This is a genomic window from Cryobacterium sp. 10I5 (genome assembly GCF_035019865.1).
Classification (GTDB): Bacteria; Actinomycetota; Actinomycetes; order Actinomycetales; family Microbacteriaceae; genus Cryobacterium; species Cryobacterium breve_A.
In genome coordinates this window covers 13589-38309 of record NZ_JASJVI010000015.1, presented here as the reverse complement: position 1 = coordinate 38309, position 24721 = coordinate 13589, and the positions used below count along the sequence as shown (strand labels likewise).

Here is a 24721-nt window from a genome sequence, read left to right as displayed (position 1 = left end):
AGGTTGCGTCTGTGAGGCCGTGGGGCCGGCCCGCACCAGCGCCGCACGGCTCCCCCACAGGCTCGGGGTCTGCGCAGTTCTCCCCAAGCACGCCCGCCGCCCGCCTCCGGGCGCCGGTGCGCGGCATCCTCGCCCCGTGGACGAGAATCGGAACCGGTACGCCCCTGCGCCCCCACCTCCGGGCGCGAGCGACGACACGCGCCCCACAACTGCCCCGGCTCCGGCGACCACCACCCCTGCGACGTTTCTCTGCGGCTTCGGGCACGCGAGTACGGCCGCCGAACTGCGCCGGTTCGGGGTGACGGTGGCGCGGGTCCGTGCCGCCATCGCCGACGGCACGATCGAACGCGTCGCCCGCGGATCGTATGTATGCCCACACGCCGGCCGTGACCAACGCGACGCCGCAGCAGTGCACGCACAAGTTACCTGCCTGAGCGCCCTGGAGCCGGCGCGAGTATGGACCGGCCTGCCGCACGACGCCCTGCACCTGCAAGTGCCGCCGAACGGGCGCGGGAAGCGCCCGTCGCGAACGAGCGACGGGCGGGTCATCGTGTACCACTGGGCCACGCCGCGCTACCCGGACCGGGCGAGATCCTGGCTTGTCGGGCCGATGGAGGCGGTGTGGCAGGCGATGCGCTGCCTCGACGAGGAGCATGCGATCGCATGCCTCGAGTCCGCGGTGCACGAAGGGGTGCTGACGCGGGCAGAGGTGGGCGTGCTGTGTCGTGCGGCTCCGGCGCGGCTGCAGCCGGGCATCCGCGATCTCGAGTTCACGGCGGACTCAGGGCTCGAGACGATCGTGCGCCGGCGTCTCCGGCACGCCTGGTACACAGTCGTCGCGCAGGTGCGGGTGCCCGATATCGGCGACGAAGACCTGCTCGTCGAGGACTGCGTCGCGCTCGAGATCGACGGTGCTCGCTGGCACGGAGCCGATCGGTTCCACCCGGACCGCATTCGCGACCTCAAGACCGAGGCCCTCGGGCGGCGTTCGATTCGGCTCACGCACGACCAGATCCTGTTCGAGTGGGAGACGACGTTCCTGGCGATCAAGCGCGTGGTCGACGACGCCGTCTTCGTGCGGGCACACCACGTCGGGCCCGTGCTCTTTGCGAAGCATGACCCGTTGTAGAACAGATTCTCGCTGCCGAATGCCGCGATGCCGCAACGTAAGGTCGGAGATTTTCGCGACACGCCGCGCGACCGGGCAGCGGATGCCGTGTGTCGCGAAAATCTCCGACATCACGTTCGCCGACCCGGACCCCGTCCACACCCAGAGGGCGGCCTCGGCGTCACTTCAACGGCGGAACGGCCGCCCCCGAGGGGACGGCCGTCAGGCGTTGTGCGGGTTGCTGGTTACGCGGCCTTGATCGTCTCGAGGGTCTGGCGAGCGATCTCGAGCTCCTCGTTCGTCGGGATGACGAGCACGGTGACCTTCGAGTCATCGGTCGAGATGACGCGGGCGACCCGGGAGAACGGGTCGTTCTTCGCCGGGTCGATCTCGATGCCGAGGAATTCGAGTCCGGCGAGGGCGCCGGCCCGGACGATTCCCGAGTTCTCGCCGATGCCGGCGGTGAAGACGATCACGTCGAGTCCGCCGAGCTGGGCGATGTAGTTGCCCACGTAGCCGCGGATGCGGTGGTAGTAGACGTCGAGGGCGGCCTGGGCGACCGCGTCCCCGGCTACGGCGGCGTCTTCGACGTCGCGCATGTCGCCGTTTCCGGTCAGTCCGAGCATGCCACTCTGCTTGTTCAGCAGGGTGTCGAGCTCTTCGATCGACATGCCGGCCTTGCGGTGCAGGTGGAACAGTACCGCGGGGTCGATGTCGCCGGAGCGGGTACCCATGACGAGTCCCTGCAGCGGGGTGAGGCCCATCGAGGTGTCGATCGAGACGCCGCCGTCGACCGCGCACGCAGACGCACCGTTGCCGAGGTGCAGCACGATCGTCTTAAGCTCGGCGAGCGGGCGGCCCAGGAACTCCGCGACGGCCTCGGACACGAACTTGTGCGAGCTGCCGTGTGCTCCATACCGACGGATGCTGTACTCGGCCGCCAGAGCGGTGTTGATCGCGTAGGTGTACGCCGGTGCCGGCATCGTCTGGTGGAACGAGGTGTCGAACACGGCGACGTGGGGCACGTCCGGGAACTGGGCGCGGGCCGCGTTGATGCCCTGCACGTGTGCCGGGTTGTGCAGGGGCGCGAGGTCGGAGAGCGCGCTGATCTGGGCGAGCACCTCGTCGTCGATCACGGTCGGGCCCTGGAAGATGCTGCCACCCTGCACGACCCGGTGGCCGACGGCCACGAGGTTCGCCGTGCTGAGCTGCGGGCCGCTCGCGGCGAACGTGGCGAGCATCACGGCGAAACCGGCGGTGTGGTCCGGGATCGGCAGCGTCTGCTCGACGCGGTCGGCGCCAGCGGCGTTGTGACGGGCGTGCCCGCTCGCCTCGCCGATGCGCTCGACGAGTCCGCTCGCGAGCTCGGTCTCCGTAGCCATATCGATCAGCTGGTACTTGAAAGATGAGGAACCGGAGTTGATGACCAAGACGGCGCTCATGCGGACACCGTCGCAGTCGCGGCGGCAGCAGCGGCGGCGGAGTCGAGCGACGCCGCCTGGATTGCGGTGATGGCGACGGTGTTGACGATGTCCTGCACTAGTGCTCCTCGGGAAAGGTCGTTGATCGGTTTGCGCAGGCCCTGCAGGACGGGGCCGAGCGCGAGGGCGCCAGCGCTGCGCTGGACGGCCTTATAGGTGTTGTTACCGGTGTTGAGGTCCGGGAAGATGAAGACGGTGGCCTTGCCGGCCACGGCCGAAGCCGGCATCTTCACAGCGGCGACCGCAGCATCCGCTGCCGCGTCGTACTGGATCGGGCCTTCGATGAGCAGGTCGGGGCGACGCTCACGCACGAGTGCGGTCGCGGCGCGGACCTTGTCGACGTCCGCTCCCTTGCCCGACTCGCCGGTCGAGTAGGAGAGCATCGCGATGCGCGGCTCGATGCCGAACTCGACGGCCGTCTCCGAAGCGGAGATGGCGATGTCGGCGAGCTGCTCGGCGGTCGGGTCGGGGTTCACGGCGCAGTCGCCGTACACGAGGACCTTGTCCGCGAGGGCCATCAGGAACACGCTCGACACGACGGACGTGTTCGGGCGGGTCTTGATGATCTCGAAGCTCGGGCGGATGGTGTGCGCGGTGGTGTGCGTGGCACCGGAGACCATGCCGTCTGCAAGGCCCATCTGCACCATCATCGTGCCGAAGTAGGACACGTCGGTGACGACGTCCCTGGCCTGGTCGATGGTGACGCCCTTGTGGGCGCGCAGGCGGGCGTACTCCGTGGCGAACTTGGTGCGGAGCTCCTCGTCGAAGGGGCTGATCACCTGGGCCTTGCCGATGTCGATGCCGAGCCCGATCGCGCGGGAGCGAACATCGACCTCTTCGCCGAGAATGATGATGTCGGCCACATCGCGGGCCAGCAGGGTCGCGGCTGCGCGCAGCACGCGGTCGTCCTCCCCCTCGGGCATCACGATGCGCTTGCGGTTCTTCCGGGCACGTTCGAGCAGCGTGTACTCGAACATGAGCGGCGTCACGACGTCGGCGCGGCTGACCTTGAGGCGGTCGAGCAGAACGGATGCCTCGACGTGGCCTTCGAAGAGGGCGAGCGCGGTGTCGAGCTTGCGCTGCGAATCCGCGGCCATCCGGCCGGGGGTGTGCGTGATGCGCACCGCGGCCTCGTAAGACGCGAGTTCGGTGCGGATGATCGGCACAGACGAAGCGAGTCCCTCGACGAGCTGTTCGATCTCCGTCGGGAGGTCGAAACCGCCGACGAGGATGATGCCCGCAATAGAGGGGAACGTCGCTGAGGAGTTCGCCATCAGCACGGCGAGGAGCACATCGGGGCGGTCGCTCGGGATGAGCACCACCGCGCCGTCGAAGAGGCGCGGCAGCACGTTGACCATCGACATCGCCGCGACGACGACTCCGAGGGCTTCACGGGACAGGAGCGCCGGGTCCCCCTTGACGAGGGTTCCCTTCACGGCCTTGAGAATGCTCTTCATGCTCGGTGCGACGATGTACGGGTCTTCGGGAATCGCCCAGACCGGCACGTTCGTGAGTTCGCTTCCGGGGGCGTCGACGACGTCGCGGACGGCGCCGATCACGTCGTCGAGGCGCGTCGGATCGGCGCGGTTGACGATGACTCCGAGCAGGGAGACGTGCTCGTTGCGCAGTTCGGCAATGGTGACATCCGTCAGCTGGCGGATGTCGTCCGGGGTGCGCGGGTCGCTCTGGCCGAGCCGGTCGTCCTGGTTGAGCGTCTCGCCCTGGCCGGAGCCGACGCGACCGCCGAGAACCAGCAGCACCGGGACGCCGAGGTTGGCGGCGATGCGGAGGTTGAAGGCGAGCTCGGTCGGGCTGCCGACGTCGGTGTAATCGCTTCCGATGACGACGACCGCGTCACACTGGGCCTCGACGGCCTTGTAACGCTGCACGATGCGGCCGAGTGCCGCATCGGGGTCGAGGTGGACCTCGTCATAATGTACGCCCACGCATTCGTCATACGTGAGCGGGGTGCTCGTTGCGGCGGTCGCACTCGCGGCTTTGCCCGCAGAGAGGTGTTCGAGCAGGAGCTCGAGCACATAGTCGGGATGGTTGGACGTTCGGGCGACGGGACGGAAAACGCCGACCCGTTCGACCGAACGAAGCAGGGTGTCCAAAACGCCCAGCGCGATCGTAGATTTGCCTGTATAACCCTCGGCGGAGGTGATGTAGATGCTGTCAGCCACGATTAAACGTTATCCCCACCGGTCGAAAGTCCCACATCCACCGGTGTGGCGCCGATGCCGTTTGCATCCCACACCCACTCGGTGACCTCGGGAATGTCTTCACCGAATGCGCGCGTGTAGTCACGGGCGCGGAGGCGGGCATCCTGCATTTCCTGGCGGAGAACACCGGCGCGGGCGCCGAGTCCGGGGACGCGGTCGATGACGTCCATCACCAGGTGATACCGGTCGAGGTCGTTGAGCATGACCATGTCGAACGGGGTCGTCGTCGTGCCGTTCTCCTTATACCCGCGGGCGTGCAGGTTGGCGTGTCCATGGCGCTTGTAGGTCAGGCGGTGGATCAGCCACGGGTACCCGTGGTACGCGAAAACGATCGGCTTGTTCGCGGTGAAGTAGGCGTCGAACTCGGCGTCGCTGAGTCCGTGCGGGTGGTCCGCCTCCGACTGCAGGCGCATCAGGTCGACGACGTTGACGACGCGGACCTTGAGGTCGGGCATCGCTTCGCGCAGGATCGCGGCGGCGGCGAGGATCTCGAGGGTCGGGACCTCTCCGGCTGCGGCGAGGACGACATCCGGTTCGGTGCCGGCGATCTCGGTGCCTGCCCAGTCGAAGATGCCGAGGCCGCGGTCGCAGTGCGCGACGGCCTGGTCCATGGTGAGCCAGTTCGGCGCGGGCTGCTTGCCGGCGACGACGACGTTCACGTAGTCGACGCTGCGCAGGCAGTGGTCGTAGATCGAGAGGAGCGTGTTCGCGTCGAAGGGCAGGTAGACGCGCACGACATCCGCGCTCTTGTTCACGACGTGGTCGATGAAGCCCGGGTCCTGGTGGGAGAAGCCGTTGTGGTCCTGGCGCCAGACGTGCGAGGAGAGCAGGTAGTTGAGGCTCGAGATGGAGCGGCGCCACGGGATCTCGCGGGTGACCTTGAGCCACTTCGCGTGCTGGTTGAACATCGAGTCGACGATGTGGATGAAGGCCTCGTAGCAGTTGAACAGGCCGTGGCGACCGGTGAGCAGGTAGCCCTCGAGCCAGCCCTGGCACTGGTGCTCGCTGAGCATCTCCATGATGCGGCCGGCGCGTTCGAGGTTGGTGTCGCCCTCGTGGTATTCGGCGTCCCAGGTCTTGCCCGTCGCCGCGAACACGGCGGGGGCGAGACGGTTGGATGCCGTTTCATCCGGCCCGAAGATCCGGAAGTTGTCGGGGTTGTCGCGAATGACATCCGCGAGCCAGGTTCCGAGGACCTTGGTGGCCTCATCCGTCGTGGCGCCCGGGGAGGGAACGTCGACGGCGTAGTCGTGGAAGTCGGGGAGGCGCAGCTCCTTGCGGAGCAGCCCGCCGTTGGAGACGGGGTTCGCGCTCATCCGCAGGTTTCCCTCCGGGGCGAGCGCGGCGATCTTCGCGACCGGCGCACCGGACTCGTCGAACAGCTCTTCCGGGTGGTACGAGGCGAGCCAGCCCTCGAGGAGGCGGGTGTGCGCCTCGGTGTCGCGGGCGTCGCTGAGCGGCACCTGGTGCGAACGCCAGGAGTCGACGACCTTGAGGCCGTCGATCATGGTCGGGCAGGTCCAGCCCTTGGGAGTGCGCAGGATGATCATGGGCCAGCGCGGGCGCTCGGTGTCGCCGGCGAGGGCGCGGGCCTTGATGTCGGCGATCTCGTTGAGGACCTCGTCGAGGGTCTCGGCCATGCGCTGGTGCACGAGGAGCGGGTCTTCCTCGTTGAAGCCTCCGGAGACGATGTAGGGCTTGTGGCCGTAACCGCGCATCAGGTCGAGGAGTTCCTCTTCCGGGATGCGGGCGAGGATGGTCGGGTTGGCGATCTTGTACCCGTTGAGGTGCAGGATCGGAAGCACGACGCCGTCGACGAGCGGGTCGACGAACTTGTTGGAGTGCCAGCTCGTGGCGAGCGGGCCGGTCTCGGCCTCGCCGTCTCCGACGACGGCCGCGACGAGCAGGTCGGGGTTGTCGAACGCGGCGCCGTAGGCGTGGCTGAGCGCGTAGCCGAGCTCGCCGCCCTCGTGGATCGAACCGGGCGTCTCCGGTGACGCGTGGCTCGGGATTCCGCCCGGGAAGGAGAACTGGCGGAACAGGGCCTTGACGCCGCGTTCGCTCTGTTCGACTCCGGAGTAGATCTCGGTGTATGTGCCGTCGAGGTAGGCGTTGGCGACCATGCCGGGCCCGCCGTGGCCGGGGCCGGTGACATAAAGGGTGCTGATCTTGCGTTCCTGGATCGCGCGGTTCAGGTGGGCGTAAATGAAGTTAAGTCCGGGGGTCGTTCCCCAGTGGCCGAGCAGGCGGGGCTTAATGTGGTCGCGGGTCAACGGTTCCCGCAATAACGGATTGTCGAGCAGGTAGATCTGCCCCACCGAAAGATAATTCGCGGCTCGCCACCAGGCGTCTACGCTCGCGAGCGCTTCATCACTGAGCGGACGTGGCTGCTGGGTGGGCCACAAGAAGGTTTTATCGGACGTGTTGACCATGGGTGCCTCCGGCACTGTCGGGGCGCGATCCGCGCATAGCCCAGTCTATGAGTAGATATGGAATCGTTATCACGGAATTCTGCACAGTATGCGACGCGCGCGGACTCACTACTGCGCGGTATGCCCGGACCGATGGGTGAGAGGGCGTCAGAGTGCCCTGAGGAAACCGCTTTTCGAGGCCGCGCGGGCATGAAAAAACTCCTCGCGCACCCACCAGAGCCCAGTTACCCTTGCTACGTTTCCGTCCTGGGGGAGTTGGCTGAGATAGCGCCACGCGAGGAGCCTCTCCCAGTTTATGCGCAAAGCCGCACCGAGCCAAAAGCAGGTCCCCGCACACCGCGTTCTCAAGTGCCTCCAGAAACAGGTAAGATTCTTCGAGGTTGTTACCTTCGGGAAATGACCGGCCAGGAGAATTCGCCTAGTGGCCTATGGCGCACGCTTGGAAAGCGTGTTGGGTGAGAGCCCTCGGGGGTTCGAATCCCCCATTCTCCGCCACGTAGTACAAGATCACGAGTGAGCGCACAGCGCCCACAGCCGGGGTTCGAATCCCCCATTCTCCGCCAGTAAAGATTCGTCAGTCGGTGAGCGCACAGCGCCCACAGCCGGGGTTCGAATCCCCCATTCTCCGCCAGTAAAGATTCGTCAGCGGGTGAGCGCACAGCGCCCACAGCCGGGGTTCGAATCCCCCATTCTCCGCCACGTAGTACAAGATCACGGGTGAGCGCACAGCGCCCACAGCCGGGGTTCGAATCCCCCATTCTCCGCCAGTAGAGATTCGTCAGTCGGCGAACGGATGCCGCGGCGCACGCGGCGCCGGCGGCGGCGGCACCTCTTTCGCGGCCACGATCTCGGCGAGCACGATAGTGACGAGACCGCGTTTCGTCTCGACCACGCAGTCGACCGGACCGCACGCGCGGAGGTAGCCGACGGCATCCGTCACCCCGCCCTCGATGGTGCGGCGAACGACGACGCGGGTCCCGATCGCGGCCCCACTCACGAAACGGGCGGCGGCCGCTGCTGCACTACTCATAGGCCGAGCCTACGCGGCGCGGGCTCAACACCCGCGTCAGCGCAACCGGCTGAACGCCTCGACCCGCTCGGTCTCGCCGGCCACGAGGATCACGTCGTCCGCCTCGAGGACCGTCTCGAGGGTCGTGTAGTTCCAGCCGGCGCCGTCGCGGAGGTACGCGGTCACGGTCACCCCGTGCACCGGTCGCACCCGGCTCTTCCCCAGCGGAATGCCGACGGTCTCCTGCGGCGGCGCCATCTTCACCATCGCGAAGTTCTCGCCGATCTCGAGGTAATCCTGCATCACCCCGCGCACGAGGTGCGCGACGCGTTTGCCCATGTCCTTCTCCGGGTAGATGACGTGGGTCACGCCGAGCTGGTCGAGGATCGCGCCGTGCGGTTCGCTCACCGCCTTGGCCCAGATGTTCCCGATGCCGAGCTTGATCAGCAGTGATGCCGTGAGAATGTTCGCCTGGATATCCCCGCCGATCGCGACGACGGCGCTGCTGAAGTCGGCGACGCCGAGCTGGCGCAGGGTCTCCTCCTTCGTCGAGTCTGCGCGCACGACGTGGGTGAGCAGGCCGTTGTGCGCCTGCACGATGTCCGCGTCGCCGTCGATCCCAAGTACCTCCGTGCCGCTCTTCATCAGTTCGAGGGCGAGCGAGCTGCCGAAGCGGCCCAGGCCGATCACGACGACGGCGTCCTCCCGGGTCATACGGGAGCTCGAGCGACGCCCGAAAAGGGAGAAATTAGCCAATGATCGGCCTTTCTATCGGTAGTTCAAAGGCCGCAGGTCGCTGCCGGAGCGCGAGTGCCGAGGCGAAGGTGATGGGGCCGAGCCGGCCGATGAACATCAGGAGCATCAGCAGCACCTGGCCACCGACGGGCAGGCTCGACGTGATCCCCGTCGACAGGCCGACCGTGGCGAACGCGGAGATGACCTCGAAGAGCAACACGTCGAGGCTGAAGTCGGTCAGGAGCATGAGGACGACCGTCGATGCGGCGATGAGGGCCACGGCGATCAGCACGATCGTGACGGCCTGACGTTGCACGGCCCTGGCGAGTTGCTTGCCGAAGACGTTGACCGCGCCTTCTCCCCTGATCTCGGCGACGAGGACGAAGAAGAGCACGGCGAATGTCGTCACCTTGATGCCGCCCGCGGTGCCCGCGGGTCCCCCACCGATCAGCATCAGCACGTCAGTGCCCAGCAGGCTCGCCGAATCCATCTGGCCCCAGTCGATGGTGTTGAAGCCACCCGACCTGGCCTGCACGGATTGGAAGAAGCCGGCGAGCACCTTGTCCGGCCCGGCGAATTGGCCGAGCGTGGCGGGGTTCGACCATTCGACGGCACTGAGGTAGACGGTGCCGGCCACGAGAAGGACGACGGTCGCAGCGAGCACGATCCGGGTGTTCATCACCCACTTGCGCGGCAGGCGAGGGTAGCGCCGCAGCTGCACGAGCACCGGGAAGCCGAGGCTGCCGAGGATGACCGCCGCAGCGATCGGCAGGGAGATCCACGGGTCGGTCGCGTAGGACATCAGGCTGTCACTGAACAGGGCGAAGCCCGCGTTGTTGAAGGCGGAGACCGCGTGGAAGAGGCCGAGCCAGACGGCACGCCCCGGGGGCTCCCCGTACCCGAAGAGGAACCTCGCGCCGAGCAGCGCGGCGACGCACAGCTCGATGACCACGGATGTCGTCACGATGCCGAGCAGGAGACCCCGCACGTTCTCGAGTCCGACGCTGCCGCTCTCGGCAGCCGCGGTGATCCGGGACCGGAGGCTCATCTTCCGCAGCACCGAGAGGCCGACGACGGACGCGAACGTCATGATGCCGAGCCCGCCGACCTGGATCAGCAGCATGATCACGACCTGGCCGAAGGGCGTCCAGTGCGTGGCCGTGTCGACCACGACGAGCCCGGTGACGCAGACCGCGCTCGTCGCCGTGAAGAGGGCCTCGAGCAGGGTCGACCCGCCCGGGCCGGTTCGGGCGACCGGCAGCATCAGCAGTGCCGTGCCGATCGCGATCGTCAGGGCGAAGGCCGCGACGCCGACCTGGGCCGGGTGGGCCCGGAATCTCGGTGGCTGCGCGCGACGAAGCGCGCTGGGAGAGTCTGGCACGAGCCCACTCTACGGATTCCAATCCACTCCGACGAGGGCTCCGGACTACTTGTGCGGCCCGGGGAATACCCGAGGCCGGAACGCAACTACGAATTGGAGCTCTTATGAACACCATCACGAAGCGTCTCACCGCCTTTGGAATCACCGGCGTCGCGGCATCCGCCCTGATCGTCTGCGGCTTCGTCGCCCCGGCCCAGGCAGCGGAAACCGGCACCGTCTCCCCGTCGGGCAGCGACAGCAGCAGCCTGGCCAACACGGTCGACTTCGGCCTGCTGAACGACGCGCTGCGCGGCATCGACGCGAACGGGTCCGGCCTGAACGGGTCCGGCGCGAACGGCACCAGCACGGATGCCCTCGGCGGCGGCGTGCTGAACGCCCCGCTGGTCTCCGGTCCGGTCGTCTCGGGCAACTCCGTCGGCAACGGCGCCTCGATCGGCAACGGCACCTCCGTCCCGGTCGCGTCGGGCAACGACGTCCCGGTCGCCTCCGGCAATGACACGGCCGTCACCGCTCCGGTCACGGCTCCCGTGACCGCTCCGCTCACCACCGACACGACCGCGCCCGTCACGGCTCCGGTCACGGCTGCTGCGGGCAACGGCACCTCGGCGTCGGTCGATGACATCGGTGCGAGCGTCAGCGACATCGTCGACGGCGCCCTCAACGGCTCAGGCAGCACCGGCGCCACGAACGGCACCGGCACCGGAATCGACCTCGGCGGCATCCTCGGCCGCTGACCCGGCCAGAGCGACCGGCTGCCCAGCAGCCGCCACCCTGAACCGGGCGGCACGATCCCCTCGTGCCGTCCGGTTTCGGCGTCCGACCGCGCAGCCGGCACGGGAGGGCTGCGTGCTGTCCCCATTAAGGTGGCTACCGACCCGCCCCACTATTAGCGATAATCTGGATACACCGGCGAGGGGGAACACTTAAGGTGAAAGTCACTGGGGGGCCGCTTGTCCGGGCGCATGCCCTGAGGCCGCACGGCCGGTTGCTGCGACAATCCGGCCTGTCCGTGCTGGCCCTCGTCGCCCCGGTTTCCGCCGTTCTCTACTGGCTCACGATCCCGACCGACTCCTGGGGACCTGTCTTCGCCGGCCAGGTCATCCTCTTCGCCATCTGCCTGCTCGCCTCGATCGCGTTCTTCCGCACCGTGATCTGGGTCGACAGGGACGGCGTCTCCGAACGCGGCTTCCTCGGCAGGGTCACGAGCTACGACAAGTCCATGATCGGATCCATCGTGCTGCTCGACCTCTACGAGAGCGGCGCGCTCGACACGCATCCGCAGCTGTTCATCACCGGAGTCGACGGGCGCCTGCTGGTGCGGATGCGCGGCCAGTTCTATTCGCGCGGGGCGATGGAAACGATCGTCGAGCAGCTCGACGCTCCGATCGTGCGCGTCGCCGAACCGATGACGCTGCAGGACCTCAACCGGTCCAGACCCGAACTGCTCTACTGGTTCGAGCGCCGCTTCACAACGCACATCGACTGAGCGGATGCCGCGGCGCACGGCCCCGGGACGCCGCGGATCGGCGCCCGCGAAGGCCGCAGCATCCGTCGCCGCGCCCCCTTGCGCAGGCCGCACCCGAAACGGCGGGCGCGGCCCGCCAAAACCGGCGCGGCCGCCAGCACAACCCGGCGCGGCATGCCGAAACCGGCGCGGCCATCCCCGCGAACGCCGCAGCATCCGTCGCCGCGCCCCCTTACGCAGGCCGCACCCGAAACGGCAGGCGCGCCCCGCCAAAACCGGCGCGGCCATCCCCTCGAGCGCCGCGCTATCCGCCGCCGCGCCCCCTTGCGCAGGCCGCACCCGAAACGGCAGGCGCGGCCAGCCAAAACCGGCGCTGTCGCCAGCAAAACCCGGCGCGGCCCGCTAAAACCGGCGCGGCCATGCGGCGGCGCGGGCGAGCGGATGCCGGCGACGGCTCAGCGCCGGCGGCGGGTTCCGAAGATGCCGGCCACGACTCCCGTCAGGATCGACTTCGTCACGGACGACCCAAGCACCTCCTCGAGCACGCTCTTCTGCGGCTTCGCGCTCGTGCGGGTGCGCGCCGGCCCCGCGGTCTGCCGCATCAGCCGGTCGTATTCGGCCTGTGCCTTCCGGTCGGCCTGCTCTCCTGCCCGCGCGTCCTTCGCCTGCTGCGCGGCGGCGGCCTTCTCGGCCTTCTCGCGCTCCGCGGCCGCCTTCGCCGCGTCGAGCGCCGCCTGCTGGGCGGCTTGCTGCTCGGCAGCGGCCCGGTTGGCCGCCTCGAGCTTGGTCGCGAGGATCTCCCGCGCAGACTCCCGGTCGATCGAGGCACCGTACGTGGCCAGGAGGGGCGAGGCCGCGACGGCCGACTCGATCGCGGCATCCGGCGTCGGAGACATCGAGCCCTGCGGAGCGCGCAGCCGCGTCCACGCGACGGGGCTCGGGGCGCCCTTCTCGTTCATCACCGTCACGATCGCCTCGCCGGTTCCGAGCCCGGTCAGCACCTCTTCGAGGTCGTAACCGGAGTTCGGGAACGTCGAGACGGTCGCGCGCAACGCCTTTGCGTCATCCGGGGTGAAGGCCCGCAACTGGTGCTGCACGCGGGAGCCGAGCTGCGCGAGCACGTCGCCGGGCACGTCCTTGGGGGTCTGCGTGACGAAGAAGATGCCGACGCCCTTCGAGCGGATGAGCCGGACGGTCTGGGTGATCGAGGTGAGGAAGTCCTTAGAGGCGTTCGCGAAGAGGAGGTGAGCCTCGTCGAAGAAGAACACGAGCTTGGGCTTGTCCAGGTCGCCGACTTCGGGCAGGTCGTTGTAGAGGTCGGCGAGCAGCCACATCAGGAACGTGGAGAAGAGCGCCGGCTGGTTCTGCACCCCGGGCACCTCGAGCAGGCTGATCACGCCGCGGCCGTCGGGCGCAGTGCGCAGGAATTCGCGGGTGTCGATCTCGGGCTCGCCGAAGAACACGTCGGCACCCTGGTCGGCGAAGGTGATCAGCTCGCGCAGGATCACGCCGACCGTCGCCGGAGACAGGCCGCCGAGCCCGGCTAGCTCGGACTTGCCCGCCGGGCTGGTCAGGAAGCTCAGCACCGCGCGCAGGTCGGTGAGGTCGAGCAACGGCAGGCCGGCCTGATCGGCGTAGTGGAAGACGAGGCCGAGGCTGGACTCCTGGGTGTCGTTGAGGCCGAGGACCTTGCTGAGGAGCAGCGGGCCGAACCCGGCGACGGTCGCGCGCACCGGCACGCCACGGCCGGTGCCGCCGAGGGAGAAGTACTCGGTCGGGGCGGCCTGGCCACTCCAGTCCTGCCCGATGCCGCGGGTGCGGGCGAGCAGCTTGTCGTTCGGGATGCCCGCGGTCGCGACCCCGGACAGGTCGCCCTTGATGTCGGCGGCGAACACGGAAACCCCGTGCGCGGAAAGCTGTTCGGCGAGCACCTGCAGGGTGCGGGTCTTGCCGGTTCCCGTGGCGCCGGCGACGAGGCCGTGCCGGTTGGTCATCGCGAGCGGGATCCGGATCGGCACGTCGGCGAGCGGGTCGCCGTTGACGAGGGCGCCCATCTCGAGTGCCGGCCCGCCGAAGGCGTACCCGGCCCGGATCACGCCGACCTGGGCCTCGCTGAGCGGTGCCGCGGGTGCCGCGGATGTTCCGGATGTTCCGGCTGTTCCGGATGTTCCGGCTGCTGCGGGTGCCTCGGGTGTCGCGGGTGTTGTCGGCGCCGGCGCCACCGGGTCGGTCCCGGTGTGCGCGGTCTCCTTGGCGGCATCCGACTGCGTCTGAACTGCCGCAGCCTGTACCCTCGCGAGGGCGGCTTCGGCGTCGGCCTGCGCCTGACGGGCCGCGGCGACCGCGGCCTCGGCTGCGGCCTGGAGCTCGGACAGGTGATCGGCGGCGTCGCTCGGATTCATGGCGCGATCCTAACCCCAGATTCCCCCTCCCGTGGGGTGCCCTCGACGTTGTCCGGCGAGGCGGGTCAGGCGGGGTCTGCGGGGCGGGAGGTGAAGACCCAGGAGTCGCCGGCGAGTTCGGGCCGGAGGCCGCGGGCGAATGCCTCGGCGAACACGACGTGGGAGTCGGCGCGCTGCCGGGCTGCGGCATCCGGCGCCTCGGCGCGGAGCCGTTCGAAGTCGGGGTCGAGCAGCAGGGGCCTGGGGGCGGGCAAGCCGTCACGGGTCGGTTCTGCGGCACCCCACTGCGGAAGGGGGGACCCGGCGAGCGCCGCCAGAGTGCGCGGTGAGTCGAGGCGCCAGCGCACCTCGAAGCGGTCGCTGCGGTCGCTGCCGTTGATCGCGTCGTCGAGCCGCCCGTAGAAGTCCGGGTGGAAGGCGGTCACCTCCGCCCCGAGTTTCGCGAGGTTGAAGTGCGCGTTGCGGCGGATCAGCGGGTCGAAGGTCCAGCGCATCTCGCCGACGCCGTGCTCGAGGCAGACCGCGCGCTGGAAGAGTTTGAGCGCGTAGCCGACGCCGCCGCCTCGCAGGCCAGGGGCGACGGCCGCCATGTGCGAGTGCAGGTGGATGCCGCCGGCCCAGCCGAGGAAGCCGAGCGCGGCCCCGACGGACGCGGGTTCCGCTCCGGAGTCGCTCGTGGCGACGAGCACCGTGTTTCCGGCGTGGTCGAGGGCGCGCAGGAGGGAGGTGTCCGGGCTGCGTCCCGCGCCCCAGGTGCTCTCAAAGAGCGCGACGACGGCGGGAAGGCCATCGGGGTTGGCCGCGCGCACGCTGACCGCGGCCGCGTCCGCAGCCGCCAGCGCGACCCGGTACGCGGCCACGAGGGTCTCGGCAGCACTCTCAACGCCATGTGACGGGGGCAGAACGTTCATGCCTCGAGTAGACCACATCCGCGGCAGGCCCGGCCCTCCGTCGAATCGGTTCAGTGGCCTCGGCCAGAGACCCGATCGGCGATCGTCGCGAGCGGCGACGTCGTCGTGCGGCGGCCGCCGTGCTCGGCGCGGTCGGCGATCCCGTACGCGCGGTACAACCCGGTCACCGCAAGCCAGCGCAGCGGCTCGGGCTCCCAGTTCCGCACCCGGTGGTTGACCCAGGGCAGCTCGCTGAGCCCACCAGGGGCACCTGCCGCACCCGCGGCTCCCGCCACCCGCGCGAGGATCAGCTCGGTCAGGGTACGGCCGGCCAGGTTCGTGGTCGCGACCCCGGTGCCGACATACCCGCCGGCCCAGGCGAGCCCGGTCGCCGGGTCGAGGCCCACCGTTGCCGCCCAGTCCCGCGGAACCCCGAGCACGCCCGACCAGGCATGGTCGATCGTGACCCCGGTCGTCGCGGGGAAGAACCGGTTCAGGATGCCGCGCAGTGCGTCGACCGTTCCGGCCGGGGTATGCCCGTCCGAGTCGGTCCTCGACCCGAAGCGGTACGGCACGCCGCGGCCGCCGATCGCGATGCGGTCGTCGGCGGTGCGCTGCGCGTACATGTAGGCGTGCGCCATGTCGCCGAGGGTCTCGCGCCCCTCCCAGCCGATGCTCTCCCAGACCGCCGGCGCGAGCGGCGCCGTCGCGATCAGCGACGAGTTCATCGGCAGCCAGGCCCGGTGCAGGCCGCGCAGCCCCGCGGTGAAGCCTTCGGTCGCCCGCACGACGACGTCCGCGGCGACGACTCCGCGTGCCGTGACGGCGCGGTGCGGGGTGATCTCGGTGACGGTGGTGTTCTCGTAGATCTCGACGCCGAGCGCCTCGACGACCCGGCCGATTCCCGCGGCGAGTTTCGCCGGGTGAATGCGCGCGCAGTGCGGGTGCCACATCGCTCCTGTGGCTCCGGCGACGTTCAAGCGGGCGGATGCCTCCGCGGCCGTCAGGAGTTCGACATCCGTTTCCGCCCACTCCTGTTCGGCCCGGGCGCTCGCCTGGAGCCGACGCTGCTGCGGAACGTCGCACGCCACCGTGAACTCGCCGCCCTTGACGATGTCGGCGTCGATGCCCTCCGCGGCGGCAACCCGGATCACCTCGTCGACAGTGTCGTTCATGGCGGCCTGGAACCGGGCGGCGGCATCCCGCCCGTGCGTGGCGACGTATTGCTCGCGGCCGCCGGTGATGGAGTTGGTCAGCCAGCCGCCGTTCCGCCCCGAGGCCCCGTAGCCGGCGAAGCGCTGCTCGAGGATCACGATGCGCAGGCCGGGCGCCGCCTTCTTCAGGTAGTACGCGGTCCAGAGTCCGGTGTACCCGGCCCCCACGATACAGACGTCGGCCCGCAGCGAACCGGGCAGCGGCTCGCGCTGCGCCGGCCGGCCGAGCTGGTTCCACCAGAAGGAGACCTCGCCGTTGATCACGCCGGGTCTGCCGCGGAAGCAGGCCGCACCAGGCGGTCTTCCATCCCCCAGGGCTCGCCGTACCCGCCGGATGCCTCGCTCGCGCTCATCAGGTCGAGGAACGGCTTCGCGTCGAACGCCTCGGGGCCGAGCACACCGAGGCCGCTCCAGGCGCCGGTCGCGAGCAGTTCGAGCGCGATCACCGGGTTGAGCGCGGTCTGCCAGACCACGCACTGGGCGTCGTACTCGCGCATCGTCCATTCGTTGTCGCTCACGTGGTACAGGTACACCTCACGCGGCGCCCCGTCGACCCCGGTGCCCGTGACCCAGACCCCGGCGCAGGTCTTCCCGGTCATCCGGGGTCCGATCGTGGCCGGGTCGGGCAGGCTCGCCGCGACGACGTCGCGGGGCGCGACCCAGACGGGCCCGGATTCGCTGCGCACCCGTACCGGGATCACGCTGTCGAGGCCGAGGCGGTGCAGGGTCTGCAACACGCCGATGAACTCCTCGCCGAGCCCGTACTTGAAGGTCACGCGCTTCGCGTCGAGCCAGCGCGGCATCAGCAGCACCTCTTCGTGTTCGACGTTCACGCACTCGACCGGCCCGATCCCCTCGGGGAAGTCGAAGATCTCCGGTTCGCTGAACGGCTGCGTCGTGAACCAGCCGCGGTCCTTCTCGAAGATGACAGGCGGGTTGAGACATTCCTCGATCGTGGTCCAGATGCTGAACGAGGGCGCGAAGATCTCCGCGCCGGACTCGTCGCGCACGACGAGATTGGCGCCGTCGCGGGTGCCGAGCTCGTCGATCTCGCTGAACAGGTGGTCGGCGGCGTACCGGGCGAACACGTCCGACAGCCCGGGCTCGACGCCCATCCCGACGAGGGCGAGACGTCCGGCGGTCTCCCAGTCGGCGGCGAGCGCGAACTGGTCGTCGCCGAGCTTCACACCCGTCTCGGTGTACGCGTCCGTCGGGTGCGGCTCGGACAGGCTCATGGCCATGTCGAGGTAGTTGCACCCGGCGGCGAGCGCCCCGGCGAACACGCTCGGCACGAACTTCGGCTCGACCGCGTTCATCACGTGCGTCGCGCCGTGCTCCCGCGCGACGGATGCGACGCGATCCGGGTCACCCGCATCGATCTGGGCCGCCGTGAACCGGGCCGCACTCTCGTCACCGTACTTCGCGGCGACGGCCGCGATCGTCCGTTCCGCACGGCCGAGATCGTAGTCGCTCACGATCACCCGCTCGAAGAACGACCGGCGGGCGATGATCTTGGCGAACGCGTCTCCGACGCCGCCCGCCCCGACTAGGAGGATTCTCATTCGATGACGCTACCGCGCTCATCCGCTGTTGTCTGCCCCGCATCCCGACCAATTCGACGGAATTATTGCCTCAAGCGGTGCGAAACAGCCGTCCCAGCTCCTCGGACCTCACAAAGCCGGTCGAACCGGTTCGGTGGCGGGCGGATGCCGGCGGGCAAGCCGGCGCTCGCCGTCCAGTTTCGCGGCGACGGGCGCCCAGAGCAGCACGGCGACTCCGATGCCGAGCAGGAGGCCGCCGATGGTGTCGGTGAGCCAGTGCGCGCCGAGGTAGGTGCGGCTGACCATCATGGCGACGACCCAGATCGCGCCGGTCGCCCAGACCCACACCTTCGGGAAGATCAGGGCGAGGCAGACGACCATCGTCGCCGCGTTCGCTACATGCCCGGAGGGGAATGAACCGAAATCACTGGTGACCAGCATGTCCTGGGGGCGGGCGCGGCCGAACAGGTTTTTGAGCAGTTGCACGAGCCCGGAACTGACGATCGTTGCCACCAGGAAGTAACCCGCCGCCCAGGGACGTTTCAGCAGGAGCAGGCCGACCAGGATCAGGATCGGGATGATGATTACCCCGGCGATTCCCGCGCCGAGGAAGTTCATCACGAGGGAGGCGTACTCCCAGATCGGGGCCCGGTGCTCGATGATCTCGTCCATCCACTCGGTGTCGATAACGAGCGGATTCCCGTTGTCGCGAAAGACGATCAGGGCGCCGAGGCCCGCGGCGAGGAGTACCGCCACGAGACCGCTGAGGAGAGGCCAGCGCCGGGCGACGCGGCGGGCACTCGGGGCCGCCGCGGTTTCCGGGGCGACGGCGGGTGCAGGGTCTGGCTCGGGTGCGCGGGCGCTGTCATCGTCCATCAGGCCATGTTAGGCCGATGACCCTGTGCTCTCGCCGCACCTGTTCCCACCACGGACACATGTCACCGGTGCGCCGGCCACCCTTGTCGGTGTCGGCACCGGTTCGGCAACCGGCGGGCGCGGGGAACGGCGAGTGCTCAGTGGGCGAGGCGCGGCACCGTGCGTGGGCGCAACACGAACCACAGCGAGCACACCGAGGCGAGCGCGGTCCCGAGCATGACAGCGGCCATCGGCACCGCGGTCGAGACCCCCAGCATCCCGACGACCGGTGAGACGAGGCCCGCGAGCCCGTAGTTGCCTGCCCCGAGGAGCGACGCCGCCGTGCCGGCCTCGTGCGGATGCGCGTTGAGCGCGATCACCTGCACGGAGGGGAAGGTGAACCCGCACGCCGCGATGAAGAACCAGAGCGGCACGATCACGCCCCAGAGCCCGGCGTCGGCAAGGCCGAGCACGAGCATCAGGGTCGCGAACACGGCGAGCGCGGCCGTGGAGCAGGCCAGGATCCACTGCGGGGCGACGTTGTGGCGGTGCATCAGCCGGGAGCTCGTCTGCACCCCGACGACGATGCCGAGGGAGTTCGCCGCGAACAGCACCCCGTATTGCTGCGGCGTGAACGCGTAGACCTGCTGGAACAGGAACGACGACGCAGACAGGTAGGAGAACAGCCCCGTGAAGGTCATCGCGCCGACGACGGCGACACCGACGAAGGTGCGGTCGCCGAGCACCGCACGGTACCGCTGGCCGAGGGTGCTGTGCCCGGCGTGGTGGCGCTCGTTCACCGGCCGGGTCTCGACGATCCAGATGGCGACCGCGGAGATCACGACCGCGCCGTACCCGGCGAGAACGATGAAGATGCCGCGCCAGTTCATCACGAGCAGGAGTTGCGAGCCGAGAACGGGCGCGACAACGGGCGCGAGCCCGCTGATCAGGGCCAGTCGGGACAGCATCCGCACGAGCGGCTTGCCGCCGAAGAGGTCGCGCACCATGGCGAGGGCGACGACGACGCCCGCCGCGGCGCCGAAGCCCATCAGCACGCGGAAGACACCGAGCCAGACGATGTCGGGCGAGAGCGCGGCGCCGACGCTGCTCGCGATGTGGAAGCCGGCCGCGAGCATGAGCGGAAGGCGGCGGCCGACCTTGTCGCTCCACGGCCCGACGATGAGCTGGCCGAGCCCGAACCCGACCATGGTGCCGGTCAGGGTCAGCTGGATGGCGGCCGCGGAGACGCCGAGCTCACTCTGGAGTGTGGGGAACGCGGGCAGGTAGAGGTCGATCGTGAACGGGCCGAGCGCTGTGAGCGCACCGAGAATGAGCACGTACACGAGCCGTTGCCCGCGGGACAGCGCATCACCCGGGTGTCTCCCGGTCGCCCGCAGGTCTGCAGCGGTGATCACGGTCAGCGATTCGGTGGTCACTGCGGGTGCTCCTCTGGTTGCTTTCCCGCGGACGACGGATGCCGCAGGCCGGGTCCGGCTGCGTCGAAAGTCCCCAGGGTGCCAGGTCGCACCTGCGTCCAGCCTACGTCGCGGCCGGCCAGCGGCACCCGGTGTCGCACCGGGTGAGGCCGGCACGCAGACTCGAACAGCCCTCGCCCCGCCTCGAAATGCAGGACGAGAGCCGCCGTGAGGCTGTCACAGCCTCAGCGACCCGCTCATCCTGCGTTCCGCCGGCTGCGGCATCCGCTTCAGTCCGGTTGCTCGGCGAGGAGTTGCCTGGCGGCGATGCCGATCACCGCGCTGTATGTCGGGTAGGCGAACCGCACCCGGGCGAGGGTTGCGACGTCGACGCCCGCGGCCATTGCCGTGGTCACGGACTGGACCACTTCCACGGCGTTCTCCCCCGTCGCATGCGCCCCGAGGATCAGTTCCCGCCGGCGGTCGGAGATGAGTTTGAGGAATCCGCGTTCCCGATCGTCGATCACAGCACGATCGAGGCCCGAGTAGTGCACGACCGCGACGACGCAGTGCGGGTCCCGCGCCCGCGCATCCGCTTCGGTCAGCCCGACCCCGGCGTAGTCGGGATCGGTGAACCCGCCGGCGGGCAACAGGTGGTGCGGCGTGCGACGGTTGGCATCGAGCACGGCGTTCTCGGCCGCCGCCTCGCCCTCGAATTGGGCCGCCTGCACGAGCATGTCGCGCCCGTTGGCGTCCCCGACGGCGAAGATGTGCGGAACGACCGATCGGAAGTAGCGATCAACGGGGATGGCAGAGCGCTCGGTCGCGATACCCGCCGCCCCAAGGCCGAGGTCCTCGACATCCGCCGGCCAGCCCGTCGACATGATCACGGCGTCGAAGTCTGCGGCCAGCGGATGCCCGTCCTCGACCCAGCGGAGCGTGATCGCTCCGTCTCCGCCCCGCTCCAGGCTCGTGATCGTGTCGATCCCGGTGTGGATCGCCACGCCGTTGGACCGGAAGGCGTCGCTCACCGTCACGGCGATTTCGGCGTCGGAGGCCATCAGGATGCGCGGCGCGACATCGAGCACGGTCACCCGGGACCCGAAGGCGCTGAAGACAGTGACCAGCTGGGCACCCGTGTTGCCCGCCCCGATCACCGCGATCCGGTTCGGGAGCCCGGGAAGGTCGAGGACCGCCTCGGGGACGGTCGCGAGCTCCGCACCGGGCACCGGCAGCCGGCGCGAGTGCCCTCCGACGCAGACCAGGAAGGTGTCGGCCGTCAGGGAACGGCCGCTGTCGAGCACGACCGTGTGCGGATCGGTGAATCGGGCACGACCCTCGAGCACGAGCGTGATCCCGGCGGCCGCGAAACGCTCCGCCTCGTTCTTGATCGACCGCACCTTGTCGACCTGGGTCTGCACGTGACGCACCACGGCGGGCCACTCGATCCACGGCTCGGAAACAACGATCCCGTAGCCGCCGAGCGTGCGGGCCTCGCGGATCAGGCGCGCCGTCTTGGCGAGCACCCGCGTCGGTACGCATCCGGTGTTGACACAGGTGCCGCCGAGTCGGTCCGCTTCCACGACCGCGACCCGTGCGCCCAGCTCAGCGGCGCGGAGCGCTGCGGCGGTCCCTGCCGGTCCGGCGCCGATGACGACAATGTCGAATTGGTCGGGGCGGTCAGACGGGTCGGGGTGGGATTCGGGCACGGCGGTCTCCTCGGACGTGTGGGCTCGGCTGTCCGCCCACTGTGGCCGACCCATCTGAGAACCGCCCGAATAGCCGCCGAAACGCAGGACCACACCGCCGCTGAAGCTGTCACAGCCTCAGGGACCCGCTCATCCTGCGTTTCCGCGGCGAAGGCACCCACGTCAGGTCGTGAAACGGATGCCCGGCGCCGGCCAGGGGTTCAGGCCGCGTCGAGGGTTCCGAGCGAGCGCGGCCGGACGAGGGTCCACAGTACGACGATCGAGACGACGGCTGTCACGCCCATCACCGCCGACATCGGCACGGCGGTGCCCACGCCGAGCAGTCCCACGATCGGGGAGATCAGCCCCGCGACCCCGAAGTTGGCCGCTCCGAGCAGCGACGCAGCGGTCCCGGCCTCGTGACCGTGCGCATCCAGTGCGATCACCTGCGCCGATGGGAAGGTGAAGCCGCACGCGGCGATGAACACCCAGAGCGGCACGAGGGTGCCCCAGAGGCCGGCGCCGGCGCGGTCGAGCACCAGGATCGCCATCGCCGCCGTGAACAGCACGATCGTCGAGACCGCGATGATCCACTGCGGGGCGACGTTGAAGCGGTGCATCAGCACCGAGGAGAGCTGCACGCCCGCGACGATGCCGAGCGAGTTCACCGCGAACAGCACTCCGTACTGTTGCGGGCTGAAGGAATACACCCGCTGGAACAGGAACGGCGAGGCCGAGAGATAGGAGAACAGCCCGGTGAAGGTCATCGCTCCGATGATGGCCACCCCGACGAAGGTGCGGTCGCCGAGCACGGCCCGGTAGCGCTGGGCGAGCGTGTTGTGCCCGGAGGCGTGGCGTTCCCGAACGGGCAGGGTCTCGACGATCAGGAACGCGACCGCCACGACGACGACGACGCCATAGCCGGCGAGCACCCAGAAGATGCCGCGCCAGCTCATCACGAGGAGGAGCTGGGACCCGATCACCGGGGCGAGCACGGGGGCGAGCCCGCTGACCAGGGCGAGCCGGGACAGCATCCGCACGAGCGGTTTGCCGCCGAACAGGTCGCGCACCATGGCGAGGGCGACGACCGCGCCCGCCGCCGCGCCGAAGCCCATCAAGACCCGGAAGACGCCGAGCCACACGATGTCCTGGGACAGCGCGGCACCGACGCTCGCCAGGATATGGAACCCGGTCGCGAGAAGCAGGGGCAGGCGGCGACCGACCCGGTCGCTCCACGGCCCGACGACGAGCTGGCCGAAGCCGAAACCGATCATGGTTCCGGTCAGGGTGAGCTGGATGGCCGCCGCGGAGACGCCGAGTTCGCTCTCGAGCGTGGGGAACGCGGGCAGGTAGAGGTCGATCGTGAACGGGCCGAGCGCAGTGAGGGCTCCGAGCACGAGCACATAGACCAGGCGCTGCGGCCGGGTCAGGGCATCTCCCGGATGCCGGACGACGGAAATGGGGGCGGTGGCGGTGCTCACGGCGGACGTGTCCTCACTGTGGGTGCTGGGGGCTGGCGCTGGGACGGATGCTGGGGCAGGCTGGACGGTCACCGCGCCTGTCGCGTGCCCGGGTGCACACGACGAAAAGCACTCTCGCCCACTGGTGCCAAGGCGGTTGCCCCGCCGGCTATTCCCGCCGGGCCGAGACACGCCGGACGGACCGGACGGATCAGTCGGTGACGCCGAATCCGTTCGGGTCGGCGAGGATTCCCTCGAAGGCGAGCTCCGCTGCGCCGATCATCAACAGGTTCGAACCCAGTTCCGCCGCGCTGATCCGCACGCTCCCGAAGGAGGACGGCAGCGACCAGGTGCCGACGGCCGCGCGGAGGCGTTCCGGATCCGCGTTGAAGAGCGCGCCGAGGAAGCCGCCGAGCACGACGAGCTGCGGGTTGAGGATGTTGATCGCCCCGCCGAGCGCGACCGCGAGGAAATCGAGCTGGCGGTGCACCTCGGCCTGGACCTCGGCGGACTCCGTCGCGAGCAGCGCCTGCTCGAGTTCGTCGGCGTCCGCACCGGGGCCGGAGAGCCCGAGCACCGCGAGCAGTTCCGCCCGACTCACCTCGGCCTCGAGCGTCCCGGTGATCCCTGCGGAGTCGACGCGGTCGCTGCCGCTCACGCGGGTGTGGCCGAACTCGCCCGCGTAGCCCGCGACGCCGCCGACGGGCAGGCCACCGACGATCATGCCGCCGCCGATGCCGCTCGCGCCGCCGTTCAGGTAGATCAGGTCGGTGATGCCCTTGCCCGCGCCGAAGTACTGCTCGGCGAGCGCCCCGAGGCTCGCGTCGTTTGCAGCGACGACGGGGAATCCGGTGGCGCGCTCGAGCATGTCGGTGAGCGGCTCGTCGACCCAGCCGAGATGCGGGGCGAGCCGCACGAGCCCGTCGTGCGCGCGCACGAGCCCCGGAACGGCGACGCCGATGCCGACGACGCGGAACCGGGCCTCGAGTTCACCGCGCATCCCGTCGATGACGGCAGCGGCGATGTTCACGGCCTCCGTCGGGCTCGGGGTGTGTTCGGTCGGGTAGCGGATGCGGCGGTGCACGGTGCCGTCGAGGCCGACGATCCCGATCGTGACCGCATCGATCTCGGGGTTCACGGCGAGGGCGACGACCGCGGCGTCCACGTGCACGATGGGGCTCGGCCGGCCGACCTGGTTCGTCGAGTCCGGGTCCCGCTCCCCCGCAAGGCCGAGCTGGGCGAGCTCGCCGACGAGGGCGGCGATGGTCGACCGGTTCAGTCCGGTGAGGCGGGTCAGCTGGGCGCGGGAGGTGGGCCCGTTGCGGTGCACGAGGCGCAGGATGACCGACAGGTTGTGCCGACGGATGTCGTCGTGGTTGTTTCCCTGCACCTGGTACTCCTCCGGCCGCGCGTGTTGCACAAG

At 69.4% G+C, this 24721-nt stretch carries 18 protein-coding genes, 1 tRNA gene and 1 other RNA gene; 4 read left to right on the top strand and 16 right to left on the bottom strand.

Annotation, left to right across the window (positions count from 1 at the left end; all coding sequences use genetic code 11):
• Positions 1 to 136 precede the first annotated feature (136 nt).
• Entirely contained in the window at positions 137 to 1129 is a 993-nt protein-coding gene (locus QN350_RS06725; RefSeq protein ID WP_322138048.1) for a hypothetical protein, read from the top strand.
• A gap of 224 nt (positions 1130 to 1353) precedes the next feature.
• Here QN350_RS06725 and QN350_RS06720 read toward each other — a convergent pair whose 3' ends face one another.
• From QN350_RS06720 to ffs, 4 genes are all read right to left on the bottom strand, one after another.
• Complete coding sequence (locus QN350_RS06720) at positions 1354 to 2550, bottom strand: acetate kinase (protein ID WP_323516020.1); 1197 nt, start codon at positions 2548 to 2550, stop codon at positions 1354 to 1356.
• Positions 2547 to 4772 carry a phosphate acetyltransferase gene (gene pta, locus QN350_RS06715; protein ID WP_322138050.1) on the bottom strand — a complete coding sequence of 742 codons (2226 nt, stop codon included), beginning with the start codon at positions 4770 to 4772 and terminating at the stop codon, positions 2547 to 2549. The genes QN350_RS06720 and pta overlap by 4 nt, the downstream gene beginning before the upstream one ends.
• Before the next feature lie 2 nt (positions 4773 to 4774).
• Complete coding sequence (locus QN350_RS06710; protein ID WP_322138051.1) at positions 4775 to 7243, bottom strand: phosphoketolase family protein; 2469 nt, start codon at positions 7241 to 7243, stop codon at positions 4775 to 4777.
• A 190-nt stretch (positions 7244 to 7433) separates the two neighbouring features.
• Positions 7434 to 7530: signal recognition particle sRNA small type (gene ffs / locus QN350_RS06705), an RNA gene on the bottom strand.
• Between the two features lie 120 nt (positions 7531 to 7650).
• On the opposite strand from ffs, the gene QN350_RS06700 reads away from it, so the two are divergent.
• Positions 7651 to 7738: transfer RNA gene (locus QN350_RS06700), tRNA-Ser, on the top strand.
• A gap of 283 nt (positions 7739 to 8021) precedes the next feature.
• On the opposite strand, the gene QN350_RS06695 is transcribed toward QN350_RS06700, so the two are convergent.
• From QN350_RS06695 to QN350_RS06685, 3 genes are read right to left on the bottom strand one after another with little or no spacing between them, the layout of a single operon-like run.
• Positions 8022 to 8273 carry a hypothetical protein gene (locus QN350_RS06695; protein ID WP_322138052.1) on the bottom strand — a complete coding sequence of 84 codons (252 nt, stop codon included), beginning with the start codon at positions 8271 to 8273 and terminating at the stop codon, positions 8022 to 8024.
• A 36-nt stretch (positions 8274 to 8309) separates the two neighbouring features.
• Positions 8310 to 8966, bottom strand: a complete 657-nt coding sequence (locus tag QN350_RS06690; RefSeq protein WP_281535939.1) for a potassium channel family protein — start codon at positions 8964 to 8966, stop codon at positions 8310 to 8312.
• 34 nt (positions 8967 to 9000) lie between these two features.
• Positions 9001 to 10368: a TrkH family potassium uptake protein gene (locus QN350_RS06685; protein WP_322138053.1), complete on the bottom strand. Its 1368-nt coding sequence runs from the start codon at positions 10366 to 10368 to the stop codon at positions 9001 to 9003.
• A gap of 104 nt (positions 10369 to 10472) precedes the next feature.
• Here QN350_RS06685 and QN350_RS06680 point away from each other — a divergent pair, with 104 nt between their 5' ends.
• Both QN350_RS06680 and QN350_RS06675 read left to right on the top strand, forming a co-directional pair.
• Complete coding sequence (locus QN350_RS06680; protein ID WP_322138054.1) at positions 10473 to 11102, top strand: hypothetical protein; 630 nt, start codon at positions 10473 to 10475, stop codon at positions 11100 to 11102.
• Between the two features lie 251 nt (positions 11103 to 11353).
• Positions 11354 to 11854 carry a hypothetical protein gene (locus QN350_RS06675; RefSeq protein ID WP_322138055.1) on the top strand — a complete coding sequence of 167 codons (501 nt, stop codon included), beginning with the start codon at positions 11354 to 11356 and terminating at the stop codon, positions 11852 to 11854.
• Positions 11855 to 12288: 434 nt separating this feature from the next.
• Here the strand turns inward: QN350_RS06675 and QN350_RS06670 are convergent, their stop codons facing one another.
• The 9 genes from QN350_RS06670 to QN350_RS06630 form a co-directional block, all read right to left on the bottom strand.
• Positions 12289 to 14235 (bottom strand): helicase HerA-like domain-containing protein, encoded by a 1947-nt coding sequence (locus QN350_RS06670; protein ID WP_323516018.1) that lies wholly within the window; start codon positions 14233 to 14235, stop codon positions 12289 to 12291.
• Between the two features lie 65 nt (positions 14236 to 14300).
• Positions 14301 to 15146: a hypothetical protein gene (locus tag QN350_RS06665; protein WP_322138057.1), complete on the bottom strand. Its 846-nt coding sequence runs from the start codon at positions 15144 to 15146 to the stop codon at positions 14301 to 14303.
• Between the two features lie 50 nt (positions 15147 to 15196).
• Entirely contained in the window at positions 15197 to 16603 is a 1407-nt protein-coding gene (locus QN350_RS06660; protein ID WP_322138058.1) for an FAD-dependent oxidoreductase, read from the bottom strand.
• Complete coding sequence (locus QN350_RS06655) at positions 16600 to 17901, bottom strand: saccharopine dehydrogenase family protein (RefSeq protein ID WP_322138059.1); 1302 nt, start codon at positions 17899 to 17901, stop codon at positions 16600 to 16602. Before QN350_RS06655 ends, QN350_RS06660 begins: the two co-directional genes overlap by 4 nt.
• Before the next feature lie 108 nt (positions 17902 to 18009).
• Positions 18010 to 18756, bottom strand: coding sequence for a phosphatase PAP2 family protein (locus QN350_RS06650; protein ID WP_322138060.1), 747 nt, complete (start codon positions 18754 to 18756; stop codon positions 18010 to 18012).
• Positions 18757 to 18893: 137 nt separating this feature from the next.
• The gene (locus QN350_RS06645; RefSeq protein WP_322138061.1) at positions 18894 to 20171 is read right to left on the bottom strand and encodes a multidrug effflux MFS transporter; all 1278 of its coding nucleotides are present in this window, start codon (positions 20169 to 20171) and stop codon (positions 18894 to 18896) included.
• Between the two features lie 269 nt (positions 20172 to 20440).
• Entirely contained in the window at positions 20441 to 21859 is a 1419-nt protein-coding gene (locus QN350_RS06640) for an NAD(P)/FAD-dependent oxidoreductase (protein WP_322138062.1), read from the bottom strand.
• A gap of 200 nt (positions 21860 to 22059) precedes the next feature.
• The gene (locus QN350_RS06635; RefSeq protein ID WP_322138063.1) at positions 22060 to 23319 is read right to left on the bottom strand and encodes a multidrug effflux MFS transporter; all 1260 of its coding nucleotides are present in this window, start codon (positions 23317 to 23319) and stop codon (positions 22060 to 22062) included.
• A gap of 190 nt (positions 23320 to 23509) precedes the next feature.
• A complete protein-coding gene (locus QN350_RS06630) occupies positions 23510 to 24688 on the bottom strand; it encodes an ROK family transcriptional regulator (protein WP_322138064.1) in 1179 nt (392 codons plus the stop codon).
• Between the last annotated feature and the right edge of the window lie 33 nt (positions 24689 to 24721).